Annotated in this window: 14 protein-coding genes and 3 pseudogenes; 7 read left to right on the top strand and 10 right to left on the bottom strand. The window is 58.6% G+C overall.

The features are described 5' to 3' along the window. The 4 genes and pseudogenes from AKL29_RS40080 to AKL29_RS00830 all read left to right on the top strand — a co-directional run. Positions 1 to 449 (top strand): helix-turn-helix transcriptional regulator (locus tag AKL29_RS40080; RefSeq protein ID WP_193395178.1); only part of this gene is annotated, 449 nt, incomplete at its 5' end. Positions 450 to 541: 92 nt separating this feature from the next. Then, positions 542 to 1,175 (top strand): annotated as a pseudogene (locus AKL29_RS00835) (acyl-homoserine-lactone synthase). 68 nt (positions 1,176 to 1,243) lie between these two features. Next, positions 1,244 to 1,549 carry a helix-turn-helix domain-containing protein gene (locus AKL29_RS46405; RefSeq protein ID WP_347336969.1) on the top strand — a complete coding sequence of 102 codons (306 nt, stop codon included), beginning with the start codon at positions 1,244 to 1,246 and terminating at the stop codon, positions 1,547 to 1,549. Further along, positions 1,446 to 2,192, top strand: a complete 747-nt coding sequence (locus tag AKL29_RS00830) for a LysR family substrate-binding domain-containing protein (RefSeq protein WP_347336968.1) — start codon at positions 1,446 to 1,448, stop codon at positions 2,190 to 2,192. The genes AKL29_RS46405 and AKL29_RS00830 overlap by 104 nt, the downstream gene beginning before the upstream one ends. Positions 2,193 to 2,651: 459 nt before the next feature. Here the strand turns inward: AKL29_RS00830 and tnpC are convergent. The 3 genes and pseudogenes from tnpC to AKL29_RS42610 form a co-directional block, all read right to left on the bottom strand. Then, positions 2,652 to 4,245 (bottom strand): annotated as a pseudogene (gene tnpC, locus AKL29_RS00825) (IS66 family transposase). A 74-nt stretch (positions 4,246 to 4,319) separates the two neighbouring features. Continuing rightward, positions 4,320 to 4,565 carry an IS66 family insertion sequence element accessory protein TnpB gene (tnpB, locus tag AKL29_RS00820; protein ID WP_160321691.1) on the bottom strand — a complete coding sequence of 82 codons (246 nt, stop codon included), beginning with the start codon at positions 4,563 to 4,565 and terminating at the stop codon, positions 4,320 to 4,322. 189 nt (positions 4,566 to 4,754) lie between these two features. Then, complete coding sequence (locus tag AKL29_RS42610; RefSeq protein WP_157348977.1) at positions 4,755 to 5,021, bottom strand: hypothetical protein; 267 nt, start codon at positions 5,019 to 5,021, stop codon at positions 4,755 to 4,757. Here AKL29_RS42610 and AKL29_RS44105 point away from each other — a divergent pair. Both AKL29_RS44105 and AKL29_RS40070 read left to right on the top strand, forming a co-directional pair. Beyond that, entirely contained in the window at positions 5,014 to 5,586 is a 573-nt protein-coding gene (locus tag AKL29_RS44105; RefSeq protein WP_244481661.1) for a recombinase family protein, read from the top strand. The genes AKL29_RS42610 and AKL29_RS44105 overlap by 8 nt on opposite strands. Then, positions 5,511 to 7,103 (top strand): recombinase family protein, encoded by a 1,593-nt coding sequence (locus AKL29_RS40070; RefSeq protein ID WP_244481660.1) that lies wholly within the window; start codon positions 5,511 to 5,513, stop codon positions 7,101 to 7,103. The genes AKL29_RS44105 and AKL29_RS40070 overlap by 76 nt, the downstream gene beginning before the upstream one ends. Here AKL29_RS40070 and tnpB (AKL29_RS46535) read toward each other — a convergent pair. From tnpB (AKL29_RS46535) to AKL29_RS44095, 5 genes and pseudogenes are all read right to left on the bottom strand, one after another. Beyond that, positions 7,008 to 7,274: an IS66 family insertion sequence element accessory protein TnpB gene (gene tnpB, locus AKL29_RS46535; protein ID WP_082190429.1), complete on the bottom strand. Its 267-nt coding sequence runs from the start codon at positions 7,272 to 7,274 to the stop codon at positions 7,008 to 7,010. The two genes, AKL29_RS40070 and tnpB (AKL29_RS46535), sit on opposite strands and share 96 nt — an antisense overlap. Beyond that, positions 7,271 to 7,618: a transposase gene (locus AKL29_RS00805; RefSeq protein WP_050382373.1), complete on the bottom strand. Its 348-nt coding sequence runs from the start codon at positions 7,616 to 7,618 to the stop codon at positions 7,271 to 7,273. The genes tnpB (AKL29_RS46535) and AKL29_RS00805 overlap by 4 nt, the downstream gene beginning before the upstream one ends. Before the next feature lie 82 nt (positions 7,619 to 7,700). After that, on the bottom strand, positions 7,701 to 8,006 hold the full coding sequence (locus AKL29_RS44100) for a DUF2285 domain-containing protein (RefSeq protein WP_244481659.1): 306 nt from the start codon (positions 8,004 to 8,006) through the stop codon (positions 7,701 to 7,703). Positions 8,007 to 8,390: 384 nt separating this feature from the next. Then, on the bottom strand, positions 8,391 to 8,462 hold the full coding sequence (locus AKL29_RS46530; RefSeq protein WP_430648845.1) for a hypothetical protein: 72 nt from the start codon (positions 8,460 to 8,462) through the stop codon (positions 8,391 to 8,393). Positions 8,463 to 8,665: 203 nt separating this feature from the next. Next, a pseudogene (locus AKL29_RS44095) lies at positions 8,666 to 8,944 on the bottom strand (DNA -binding domain-containing protein); the annotation flags it as partial. Positions 8,945 to 9,155: 211 nt separating this feature from the next. On the opposite strand from AKL29_RS44095, the gene AKL29_RS00800 reads away from it, so the two are divergent. Next, entirely contained in the window at positions 9,156 to 9,407 is a 252-nt protein-coding gene (locus AKL29_RS00800) for a helix-turn-helix domain-containing protein (protein WP_050382371.1), read from the top strand. 539 nt (positions 9,408 to 9,946) lie between these two features. Here AKL29_RS00800 and AKL29_RS00795 read toward each other — a convergent pair. Both AKL29_RS00795 and AKL29_RS43935 read right to left on the bottom strand, forming a co-directional pair. Next, positions 9,947 to 10,777 carry a Crp/Fnr family transcriptional regulator gene (locus AKL29_RS00795; RefSeq protein WP_050382369.1) on the bottom strand — a complete coding sequence of 277 codons (831 nt, stop codon included), beginning with the start codon at positions 10,775 to 10,777 and terminating at the stop codon, positions 9,947 to 9,949. 1,157 nt (positions 10,778 to 11,934) lie between these two features. After that, on the bottom strand, positions 11,935 to 12,127 hold a 193-nt coding region (locus tag AKL29_RS43935; RefSeq protein WP_210168313.1), incomplete at its 5' end, for a hypothetical protein.

The following is a 12,127-nucleotide window of genomic DNA, read 5'->3' as shown; positions in this document are numbered from 1 at the left end:
AAAGGGGGCAGTTCCGGATGGCGTTTGACAAACCGCGAAATCAGTCGGACCCCGAACGTGAGCTATTCGAAGAGGCTGCCGAATTTGGCATTCGTTGCGGACTCACGTTTCCGATTCACGATCACCGGGGTGAGATCGCGGCGCTGAGTTTTGCGACCGACGAGCGTCGGCCCAACTTTGTGCGCTCGATAATCGAACAGGCCGAGAATCTGCGACTAGTCGCGATGTTTTTCCATGCACATGCAAGGCGCCTTTCGACCGCGAATCGTCGCGAATTCCAATGTCTCGAATGGTCATCTCGCGGCAAATCTGCCAGGGAGATCGGGATCATTGTCGGAATATCTCGGCGGACAGCGGGCTTTCACCTGGATAACGTCCGAGCGAAGCTCGGCGTTCGCTCGCTTCGGCAAGCCGAAGCGCTTTCAGCCGAGGCCAACTCTCGAAAATAGGCCACACCGCACAATAAGCACCTGTGCGACTGTACAGAGTGCGGCGACCTTAGCTTCCTGCTTGATTTGCGAAATCAAGCGGGGAGGTCGAAATGATCCAGCTCATTACGCCACAGTACTACAGCGATTTCACCAACGACCTTGCTGAGATGCACCGGCTGCGTTATCGCGTGTTCAAGCTGCGGCTGAATTGGAATGTCGTGGTCAGCGGCGATATGGAGATCGACGAATATGACGTCCTTAGGCCAGTTTATCTGCTGGATCGCGCAACAGATGGCGGAATTCAGGGTTGTGTCCGCCTTCTGCCGTCAACTGGACCGACCATGCTCAGAGAGATTTTTCCCAGTTCTCCTTGATGGACAACGTGCACCACGAAGCTCTCAGGTGTGGGAAAGCAGCCGCTTCGCTCTCGACGCTCCTGCTGATGCACAGAAAGGGAGCGGTGGACTTGCTGGCGCCACGTACGAGCTCTTTGCAGGCATGATCGAATTTGGTCTCTCCACTGGACTAACGGAACTCGTCACCGTCACTGATGCTCGCATGCATCGTATTCTTCGGCGTGCAGGATGGCCCCTTCGTTCGATTGGAATGCCTCGACCGCTCGGGAATACGACCGCATTAGCCGGCTATCTCGAGGTGTCCACTGACGCTTTGGAGCGCATCCGTAGGGCCGGGCGCATCTCAGGCCCGGTGCTTTGGGCCCCCGTCGTCCGAGCTGCCGCTTAGGGCTTGAGAAGCAGGTACAAGTCTCAATTCGCTACATTGGGAAGCAGCCCGCTCGCTTAAGCCTTAAAATGCACAATTTCCGTCGGTGGCGGCCGTCACTCCAAGCCGCCAAATCTCTCGAATTAAAACACCTGAGATCGGCCGTTGCCGCGGCCGATTGCGGCAGTTTCCGTCAAGCTGCGGAGTTGCTGAGCTCGCAACAATCGAGCCTCAGCCGAAGAATTATCGAAATTGAACACCACTTGGGCATAGCTATTTTTGAGCGCTATAGTGGAGGTGCGCGTCCAACGCGGGCTGGCCGCAGTATTCTTCGGCTGGCACGATGTGGAAGAATTCGACGCACTTATCGCAACCGCGCACGCAGTTCAGAGTAGCGAAAGTGGCCGTCTGAGTGTCGGCTTCTGCACCTCGCTTTCAGCAGGCAATCTCCAAACCTCGCTGCTCGAATTTAAGCAGCAATATCCCCAAATCGAACTGGCGACAATCGAACGATCACGAACACGTCTGGCGGCCGAACTTCGCAACGGCGTGATCGACATGCTGATTGCACCAGGGCGCCCGCCGTTGTTGGACGCCAGTGCCCTGCCGCTGTGGAGCGAGCGCGTCCTGGTTGCCTTACCTCAAGACCATACTCTCAGTTCGCGTGAGACTGTCAATTGGATTGACCTGCATGAGCAGACGGTTTCGCTGAGCCATTACGATCCCGGAAAGGAGTTTGAATATCTCCTGGTTTCCAAGCTTGTCTCGCCTGAGGATCGCCCCAAAATTGAACGCCACGACGTCAGGCGTGGCATCATCATGAGTCTGATCAGCATGCGGGCCGGCATAAGCCTCGTGCTCGAATCTGACATGGGCCCCAATTTCGCGGGCTTGACCTACCGAGAGGTGCGCGATGGCACCGGTCCCAGTCGGTTCGACTTTTCAGTTATTGGCAAGGCAAAAAATGAAAACCCGGCGTTGGCCGTCTTCCTGCAGCTAGTCTCTGAGCGCTACCCCTCGCCTCCGCCCGGACGTTGACGCGCCCGTCGAGCCGTCAGAAAAACGCCTGCCCGCAGCGGTGGAGCGCGCCGCAACGTCGGTGCAAATCAAGTGGGCTAATCCTGCCTGCAGCCGACAACATGGATCTGGCGCCGGCATCGCTCGTCGACGTGGCTCCGCGGTCAACCTAAGCGTGGATAGACGACACGTTCACCCAGCTTGCGATAGGTCAGGCCACCTGTGGCGCGTGGGTCGCGATTGACTGTTTGCTCGCACAGGCCGAGAAAGCGCGCAGCTTCATGCGTGCGTAGGGATCGCAGTGGCAAGCTGGCGTCGGACCGGCGTTGTTCGGCTCTGTGCCATCGTGCGGAGCGCGGCCGAGTGGGGGCGGCGTCGGCGGTCACGATGGCGGGGTAGGCGAACCTAGGGCGTGCCGAACATTCAAGGACTTTTTTCGCCCCCCTAGTTTAATACTTGGTAAGCGGCAAGCTGAGGCCGTCAGACGGCGTGGTTCCATGGCATGAGTGCGTTGATTTCGCTGCTCGGCCAGCCGTTGGCGATACGCTGAAGCGTGAGAGCAAGCCAGGCGAGCGGATCGACGTTGTTCATCTTCGCTGTCTGCAGCAGTGTCGCGATGGTCGCCCAGGTTCGTCCGCCGCCGTCGCTACCGGCAAACAGGCTATTCTTTCTCGTAATTGTTTGTGGCCTGATAGCGCGTTCGACGATGTTGGAGTCGAGCTCGATGCGACCATCGGTCAGGAAGCGTTCGAAGATGGCACGGCGCGAGACGGCGTAGCGGATCGCCTCAGCCAGTTTTGATTTACCCGAGATCCGCGGCAAGGTCTGCTACCAGAGATCGAAGAGATCTGCGACGATCCGGCGCGGAGGCTTGCTGGCGCGCGGCAACGCGAGCGTCGGGGCTTTGACCGCGCACGGTTTTCTCGACCTGCCAGAGCTTTGCCATCCGCTCCACCGTCGTCGTTGCCACGTCCGAGCTCCCTGCAACATGCAGCTCGTAGAACTTGCGCCTGCTGTGTGACCAGCAGCCAGCCAATGTGATGGCATCATTGCCGCGATCGGATCGCGCGAGCTTGTTATAGGCGGCATAGCCATCCACTTGCAGGATGCCGCGATAACCATTGAGATGCCGGACGACGCATTCGCCGGAGCGGCTGTCTTCGAAGCGATAAGCCACCATCGGGGGACCGCCGCGGCCAAAGGTTCGGTCATCCCGGGCATAGGCCCATAAGTAGGCTGTCTTCGTCGATCCAGAGCCGGGAGCAAGCGTCGGCAAGGTGGTTTCGTCGGCAAAGACTCGCTCGGCCTTCTTGACCTCGCTGAAGACGTAGTCGGCCACGATCTCGAGCTCGAAGCCTAGCTTGCCCATCCATTGCGCCATCAGCTGGCGGTCGAGTTCGACATGATCGCGCGCGTAGATCGCCTCCCGCCGGTAGAGCGGCAGGCCATCGGCGTATTTGGCGACGGCGATCCGGGCCAGAAGCGCTTCCGTCGGAATGCCTCCTTCAATGATATGGGCCGGGGCCGGCGCCTGGATGACGCCGTCCGCGTTCTTGAAGGCATACTTGGGACGGCGCGTGACGATCACACGGAACTTCGCCGGCACCACATCAAGACGCTCCGACACGTCCTCTCCGATCAGCACCTTCTGCTTGCCGGCATGCTCAGCCAGCTCTTCCGGCTCAATGACGGTTTCGATCCGTTCCAGATGGGGCGCAAAGCCCTTGCGCCGACGAGGCGCGCGCTTGCTGTCCGCTTGCTCACGGCCCTTGCTGACCTGGGCCTTGATCGCAGCGATGCCGGTCTCGATTTCCTCGAAGACGAAGGCCTGCTGATCATCGTCGTCGCTCGCAGAGCCGAGCTTTTCCGATCGTCGGCCGAACCGGGCGCGGTCGAAGGCCTTCAGGATCTGCGTCAGCCGCTCGATCCGCGCATCGGCATCGGCGTTGCACGCCTTGAGATCGGCGACCTCGCTCTCCAGAGCATCGGCGCGGGCCGCCTTCTCGGCCATGGCAAGCACCATGGCTTTCAACATCTCTACGTCATTCGGGAGGTTGAGATCGGGCGGCGACATTGACCCGACCAGAGCACATTTTGCTCCGTTTCTCTTGCCCTTTCAGGCCACTGATTCACTTCGCCGCAGTGCTTTTACCCAACAATCTCTGGCGGCTTGACCGCCACGGTCCGGACCCGTTTCCAATCCATCCCATCCACCAGTGCCATCAACTGCGCGGGATTCATCTGCACCCGATGATGCCCAATCCGCGGCCAGCAAAACTTCGCCTTTTCAAGGCGTTTTAAATAGAGGCACACGCCGGACCCGTCCCACCACACGATCTTTATTCTGTCCGGCCAACACGCGACATTCTGCATACAGTCTTCGAAGCGCGACAATTGCATATCCGTGGCATCCGCTTTTTCGGCGGACGCTTCAGGTCGCACCTTTCCGACGCGGCAAGGATTTGAAGTGCATCTATACCGAGGAGCGGCGTGGGTTTAGCCGCGAGGTTCCCAATTGGATGTTCGACGAAAGCTACTGTGCCGGCATGGCCCTTGGGCCGCCGCAGGTCAGTATTGAGGGGCTCAACGAATTTGCCGCAGTTCTGAAGCTTCTCGGCACGACTCAGGCGTCGGGCGCACGATCCCGTCCTTCAATGAAGAGGGAGAAAGGACGTGCGGAGAAAACACCAATATCGCGAACCGATGCAACTGGGTCTGGATCTGGGGCATCGGATTCCCCAGAACCCGCTGGGCGCCAATCCCAAAGGCCTGATCCAGGCGCTCGCCGATCTCCTGCTGGAGGCGGCAGGCGTCGAGACCGTTCAGATGACGGGAGGTGATCATGAGCATCAAGATCACACCTGATCACCTCAGTCGCGTCGCCGTCGTCTATGTTCGCCAATCGACGATGTCCCAAGTCATGGGGAATCTCGAAAGCCAGCGGCGGCAATATGACTTGGCGCAGGCCGCGGAAACCGCCGGATTTAAGTCCGTGACGGTCATTGACGACGATCTTGGCCGCTCAGGATCAGGCAGCACCCAGCGGCCTGGATTTGAGCGGCTTGTGGCGATGGTATGTTCAGGCGACGTCGGTGCCGTCTATTGCATCGAGGCATCGCGGCTGGCGCGCAATGGGCGTGACTGGCATCATTTGATCGACCTATGCGCGCTCGCCGGCGCGTTGGTCGTCGATCCCGACGGTGCCTACGATCCGCGGCTTGTCAACGACCGCCTGCTTCTCGGACTGAAGGGGACGATGTCGGAGTATGAGCTGAGCCTCTTCGCCAACGTGGAATCGCCGCTCGAGACTCCAAGGCCAAGCGCGGCGAGTACCGCTTCATGCTTCCACCAGGATTTTGCTGGAATGAACTCGGCAAAATCGAAATCGATCCCGACGAACATGTGGCGGGAGTGATTCGACTCGTCTTCACGAAGTTCCGCGAGCTCGGCAGCGCCCGGCAGGTCTTTCTTTGGCTGCGCGCCGCCGACATTAAGATGCCTGTGGTCCTGAGGAACGTTCAAATCTACAAGCTCAGCTGGAAGGCGCCGGCCTATCACTCGGTGATGCAGATCTTGCACAATCCGCTCTATGCTGGCGCCTATGCGTTTGGCCGAATCGCTCAGAAGACACGGATCGTGGACGGTCGCGCCCGCAAGGTCAGCGGGTTCAAGAAGCCACGGGAGAAATGGAATGTTCTCCTGCGCGGCAATCATCCCGGCTATATCAGTTGGCAGGAGTACGAAGATAATCAGAAGCTGCTGCTGGAAAACGCGCACATGAAAAAGAATTGCTCGCGTAAATCGGCGCGCGGGGGACGCGCACTCCTGACCGGCTTGATGCGGTGCGGACGTTGCGGGCGAATGATGCGTGTGTTCTATGGCCAGGCCAAGGGGAATGCCCATCGCTATCAATGCCGCGGCGATGACGCCCATGTCGGGGCAGGCCTATGTATCGGCATCGACGGTGTGCGCGTCGATCGTGCGGTCGCGCTGCAAATCCTTGAGGCGGTCTCCGATCGGGCTGTTGAAGCAGCCATATTGGCGTCCGACCAGATTGAGCGCTCGAGACAAGAGATCATCGCCGCCGTCGAACGGGAGCTTGAAGTTGCAAGCTACGAAGCGTCCCTTGCCGCACGCCGATACGAACTTGTGGATCCGGCGAAGCGTCACGTTGCCCGCGAACTCGAGGCGCGCTGGAATGGCGCCTTGGAGCGGGTTGCCGAGCTTGAAGGTCGGATCAAGGAGCAGCGCGCCGCATCAGCGGAAACCCCCAAGATCGACCGCGCCCTGCTTCTGCAACTTGCGCACGATCTGCCGCGGGTCTGGAATGCACCGTCCACGGACACGCGCACCAAGCAACGGCTAGTTCACATCGTGGTCCGAGAGATTGTTTGCGATCTCGACGAAAACACCAATGAGGCGGTTCTGCTCATCCACTGGACCGGCGGCCGGCACACGGAGGTTCGTGTTGCTCGCGTTAAGACGGGTCGATATCCAGGAGATATGGCACCCACGGCCGTTGACGCACTTCGCAAACTCGCTGGTCGTTGGCCTGATCGCGAGCTCGCCGTGTCGCTCAATCGGATGCGCTGCAAGACCGGCGACGGCGAAACCTGGACGACTGTTCGCGTGCGGGAAATGCGCGAACGCCTGGGCTTGCCGGAATACGACCCCGCATCATCCAACGGCAAAATGATCAGCCTTGCGAAGGCTGCGGCACACTTTGGGATTTGCGTCGGATCAGCAAAGAGCCTCGTGCTGAAGGGCATTCTGCCGGCAACGCAAGCGATCAAGGGGGCGCAATGGTTGGTTCCGGTCGACGCGCTGACGTCGGAGTCAGTGCGCATAGCGGTGCAGCGCGTGATCGAACGTCGGCCGAAAAACTACATTGATTATCAGTACGATAGGTTGATCCGCCTGCCTGGGATCTGACAAAGGGACGCACAATGAAACGAGCTGTGGTCTTTTGGCCCGGAATACATATAGCGCACCGTCGAACGGATCTGAGCCGGCATCCCGCACAAGCGCGACAAGGCCATCGATACCCTTGCGGAAGTCGACCGGATGGCTGGCCAGGAACACCTTCACACCAGAGGGGATCATGACGAACGGACCGCCCGGAGCACCCGCTGCAAGTGCGCCTCGTCGACATCCACGCCGGCGCGCACGATGACCTCGCCAATGGCAATCTCGATCACTGCGCCCGCCACCGACGCCACCACACCCTCGCAACTCGAGTGCCGCGAGCGATGATGCCGCTCGGCCCGAGCATCACGGCGCCAGGCGAACAGCTGCGACGGGTGAATACCGATCCGGCGGGCGATCGCCGAGACGCTCGCGCCGGGCTCCAGTGCCTCTGTCACAACTTGCGCCTTGAACTCGTCCGACCAGCGTCGGCGAAGCTGTCGCGGCGCCCCCTCAAGGCGGTCGGCGACCGCTTCGATCATATGGAAGGTTCTAGTTCCAGAACTAGGCGCAGACATAGAAGCTCACATCGGCTCACAAACTCAGCAGCCGATAGCCGATCGCTCATCCCCTCCGCCAGACGGGGTCTCCTTGCCGCTTACAATACTTGCGAGATGGCGGACGAAGCAACGCGCGATAGCCGCCGCGCACAAGAGCACGCCCAGCCTTCACCAAGCGGATTGTTCGGGCACGAACTTCGTGGGTCTTCCAGCCACGCTCAGAGATGCGGTGTCTGCCAAACAACACTTCCGCGATAATGCGATAGGATGCACCATCCGTGTACCCATCCAGCGCTCGCAGCGCTAACGCCAGTCTTTCCCGCTGCTGCGCCGACAGCCGATGATACGGAGGTCCCCACCGGGCGACCATTGATGGCGCGCCAGAGGCGATGTGAGGCATAACCGCGAATTTCGTAGTCCGCATCGTACGGCAGTTCGGCGGAATAGAAAGCTCCTACCTGCGGCGCCTGTTTCAGCCAAAGGTGATGTTGCACTCCCTGAATGCGCAATACGGCATGCCAACCATCCGAAGCCTGTTTGATACTGCCTGACGCAAGGTCAGCGAGCAGCAGCGGCACGCCAACGACCTGCGAGGCAGACGTGCTACGTACAATTGGCACCACGTTCGGCAAAGCCTCGGGTGCCCAGGAGATCGTTTGCCCAAAAAAGGGCCGCTGGGGGTCATGAGCGAAAGTAGACGCCCCATCTCCTTCGGAATTCGGCGCTCACGTTCCCGCTCCGCTTGCTAGCCTCCCTAAGCAAGTCGGAAGTTCGGACTGCGCCTGAGCGATTCCCAAGCAAAATTTGCCCTGTCTCCTGCTTCCATCATGCGCTGATATGGCTCCGTTGAGCGCCAGTCGAGCTCCGACATGCAACTGATCCCCAATTAAATTGTGAGGCAATGTCTATAAAGCCAGCGGTTGCGCAACAAGTCGCTAATGTCGCATCGCATAATGCGTAAGAACGATCACTTTGGATAAAGAAGAAACCTATTCTCGATTTCGGATACCAGATGGCAACGGATTGCTGTTTGGAGGCCCCGCCGCGCAGCAAATGGCGGTAACCATCGTCTGCCATCCAATTTGCTCGCGCGAGATGAGTATCTAATGCATTGCGGGCGCGGGCCGGTTCATGATCTGGATCGATACGCAACACGATGCGAGCTACTTCCTTCCAGTCAGCCCCCTCAGCCGCGGCATCAAGTAGGCGCCAATAGGTCGCTAGATGTTGCTCATCATAACTCGTAAGCACGGGATCATTCGGAGCCGAATCGGCGACGTCAGGATTGGCGATGGGCGGCTTCGGCATGGTTCCTACCATTTAGCTCAATCTTCTCAATTTCTGCAAACGTGGCCCTGCCAAGGCTGGAATGCTGCAAGTCTAGCATAAGAATCGCAGATTGACTTTATCACTGGCGTGCGTCTCGAAAGACCGTCCGACATCCCAACTCGTCCCTAGCTTGGGAATTACATACTATAGGAGATAAACCTCCTAGTATGTAAAAACGCAACTTGCGCAGATGGACATGCGCAAGTTGGTAGGCCGGAATTTCTCCAAGCTGCGGAAGCAGAAGGGCTTCACTCAGGAGAAATTCGCCGAGGCCTCTGGCTTTACTCAGCAGTATATCAGCGGCCTCGAGAATGGCCGGCGCAATCCGACCGTAGTGACGTTGTTCGAACTCGCGAGCGCGTTAGGCGTCAGCCACGTCGCCCTCGTCCTGCCTGATGAAGAACTTTCCGGGCGCCCCAGAGCCCCGAAGTCAAATTCATAGACCCACATCAGATTTGGCGTCCGGTTCGGCGCCGCGCCTGCGATCGAGGTGAGGCCTCGAGTAGATCAGGTGTACTTGACCGGGGATGTCGAAGTACGTCTGTGAGATCAGGAGACCTTTACTCGCGGATGGCCTTGAGTACTTGAACGGCGGCAACAACGGCTCGCACGCGAAACGGTCAGCAGGATGAGACCGCAAGCGAGGACCACCGAGGCTCTATATGAACCTGACGGATGGAATTGCCTTTCTCTACAGCGGAAAAAAGCATCAAAGTCTCAGGCAGACGTCTGCCACTGCAGGCAGATCCACCGTGCTGATAGCCAACGAATTCGCGCATCGGCTAAATCTGGCAAGGTTCGTCAACGCATACGTGGGAAGAAGCCCGCATAATGGTCGATCGCCGCGCGCTAATGCCGATCGGCGCAGGCTAAGAATTTACCAACGATAGTAGGACCGTAGTCAAACCAACAGAATGAGGGCGTTGTGTGAGTCCGATGATCATCGGGACCAGCAAGGACAGGATTGTCGCAAGTCTTAGATCAATCCGCGCATGCAGCAAATGCGGACAGAGATGAGGCATATGCGCTTGAGACTAGCTTGTAACAACAGCAGGCTCTTTGCTCGAGAGACTCGCGCTGGTCGATCTGCAAAACGCCACGCATCTTGCGGATCAACCCTTGTTGTTCGAATCGAATTAGCGTCTCCGTAACCCCCGCGCGGCGCAATCCCAAGACGGAAGAAAGATAGTCGTGAGTAACTGGCAGCACGCAAGCGTCAACAGCGTCACTCGCTAGACAGAGCCAGCTCGCAAGCCGCTGCTCGCGATTGTGCCGAACTCCGCATAGACCTGTCTGGACGCATTGAAAGGTCAACGCCCGAAGGTATTCAAAGAGGCGCTCTCGGATGCCCGGCCGCTCCTTCATCAGCCGGCGCAAATTCTCGACCGGAATCCTGTACGCGCTTCCGGGAAAGAGCACCACAGATTGATGGGGCGAAATATGTCCACCCCACAAGAACGAAGTGCCGACGGCGCCCGGATATCCTATGACCGCCGTTTCAAGCATGCTTCCCGCCGCAACGACCCTCAGCGAGACGAGACCCGATTCCATGAAATAGACGTGTTCGACCGGCCTTCTCGGCTCTTGCAGAACCAGACGTTCTTTCAGAACGATCGGCTCAAGGCTCCCCCCTATTACGGCAAGGTCCTCTACAGAAAGTCTCGCCAGAATCGCATTTTTGAGCGAAGCCTGCTTCTTGGAACTTACCACTAGGCGTCCGTGAAGGATCGGCGGCGTGGCGGCCCCACCCTTGAGAGCTTCGTCTCCAGAACAGTCACGCAGTTGGAGGACGGTGGTCACGTGATCGGTCACTGTTCCTCCCCTAGTATGCGGCTTCGATACCGCCCCTCGTTGACACGAAAACTTGGCCAAGGCTTCTAGCACCTGCCCTCATTCAAATTGATGCAATGAGCGGCGTGCCAACGCTCAAATCTAGCGCCAAGGGCCCACTCTGCATCGGATTTCAACCATTCAGTCGATCGGCCTAGAAGCGGGCAGAACGGCAAATCGAAGCTGGATTTGCACCGCGTGTCCGGCGTTGACAACCACGCCGCTTACTATGGTGCGACCGGATTCACCGGTCATCCTCACGACAAGTGGAGCTGGGCTGGTCAACTGGGCCTTCCATCAAGTGCGTCCCTGCCGGTCCGGTGACTCGATCAACTTGTTCCTCGCGGGCTGCTTGATCAATCGCCGATGAGCTCAATCATGAGAGCCGCATGTTCCGGTAAATGACTGCCTTACCGCGACCCAAGCGATCTTGCGGAAGCCTAGCCGTTTCGGATCTGCCTCCATAACGGCGCGCTCCGAGAATGCTATCACGTCGCCGGCGCTCTACCGAGATAATCCGAATCAACGTCCTTGATCTTGTTTGGTAGGGTCGCCGGAACCGCTCCCTCCAGTTGACTGGCGACGAGAGCCTCGCTCGGGCCACATCGACGGGGCGCCTGCCAAGGCCTTCCGCCCAATTTGCTTGAGAACTTCAACGGAAGTCTCGCCTCGCGATGCGGCTTCTAGAATTTTGGAAGCGACGTGCGCTCGGGTGCCAGTCTCTTGAAGGGGCACCCCCTTGCAAACTTCATCTAGCACTTGACGGAGGCAGGCAATAGTTTCGGAGTCGAGCATAGCAGGTCCCCTCCAATCGAGGCGGCGCAATGGAGTACACCGCAAACGCAAACTTCCCGACGACGATATTCTCAATTCGATGACATCGAATGGCATGAAGCGATTTTTACACCATGTCACTTATGGTTGCATTATCCTACAGTAAGCCGCTGGCGTGTAATCGAGCCTGACTCCTTTGGCGAGCCGACACACTTCGGCAGGTCGCTCAATAAGCCTGACCATCTTGACGCCAAACCAAGGCTTCCCAGTGAATATATCCGCTCGCGGCACCTCATCAACGATCGCCGAACTATTCTCTGAACAAGCTCGTTTCATGCGCCGATGAGCGGCGTACGCACCCGAGTTCACTTCCGAGTAGATGTCTGCGCATCTGTATGAAGCTCGATAGCGGGAGCACCTCCCGAGTTAGTGGCACGGAAGGACATCAGACTGCTACTCTCGGCGGCCAGAGCCCAGCCCTGCTGCTTCAATTGATCAACGAAGCTGAGCGGAGCCCTGGGCATGAACGGTACGCATCCGGTCAGCACCCCGGGCAGG

Source organism: Bradyrhizobium pachyrhizi, assembly GCF_001189245.1.
Classification (GTDB): Bacteria; Pseudomonadota; Alphaproteobacteria; order Rhizobiales; family Xanthobacteraceae; genus Bradyrhizobium; species Bradyrhizobium pachyrhizi.
The sequence above is the reverse complement of the archived record's forward strand: the minus strand, read 5'-3'. Positions and strand labels throughout refer to the sequence as shown.

What these genes read in the sequence shown, in the direction of transcription:
- AKL29_RS40070 (WP_244481660.1), top strand. Translation starts at nt 5,511, where the DNA reads ATGCTTCCACCAGGATTTTGCTGGAATGAACTCGGCAAAATCGAAATC.
- tnpB (WP_082190429.1), bottom strand. Translation starts at nt 7,274, where the DNA reads ATGATCCCCTCTGGTGTGAAGGTGTTCCTGGCCAGCCATCCGGTCGAC.
- AKL29_RS46405 (WP_347336969.1), top strand. Translation starts at nt 1,244, where the DNA reads ATGCACAATTTCCGTCGGTGGCGGCCGTCACTCCAAGCCGCCAAATCT.
- AKL29_RS00805 (WP_050382373.1), bottom strand. Translation starts at nt 7,618, where the DNA reads ATGATCGAAGCGGTCGCCGACCGCCTTGAGGGGGCGCCGCGACAGCTT.
- AKL29_RS00800 (WP_050382371.1), top strand. Translation starts at nt 9,156, where the DNA reads ATGGACATGCGCAAGTTGGTAGGCCGGAATTTCTCCAAGCTGCGGAAG.
- AKL29_RS44100 (WP_244481659.1), bottom strand. Translation starts at nt 8,006, where the DNA reads ATGGTCGCCCGGTGGGGACCTCCGTATCATCGGCTGTCGGCGCAGCAG.
- AKL29_RS44105 (WP_244481661.1), top strand. Translation starts at nt 5,014, where the DNA reads ATGAGCATCAAGATCACACCTGATCACCTCAGTCGCGTCGCCGTCGTC.
- AKL29_RS42610 (WP_157348977.1), bottom strand. Translation starts at nt 5,021, where the DNA reads ATGCTCATGATCACCTCCCGTCATCTGAACGGTCTCGACGCCTGCCGC.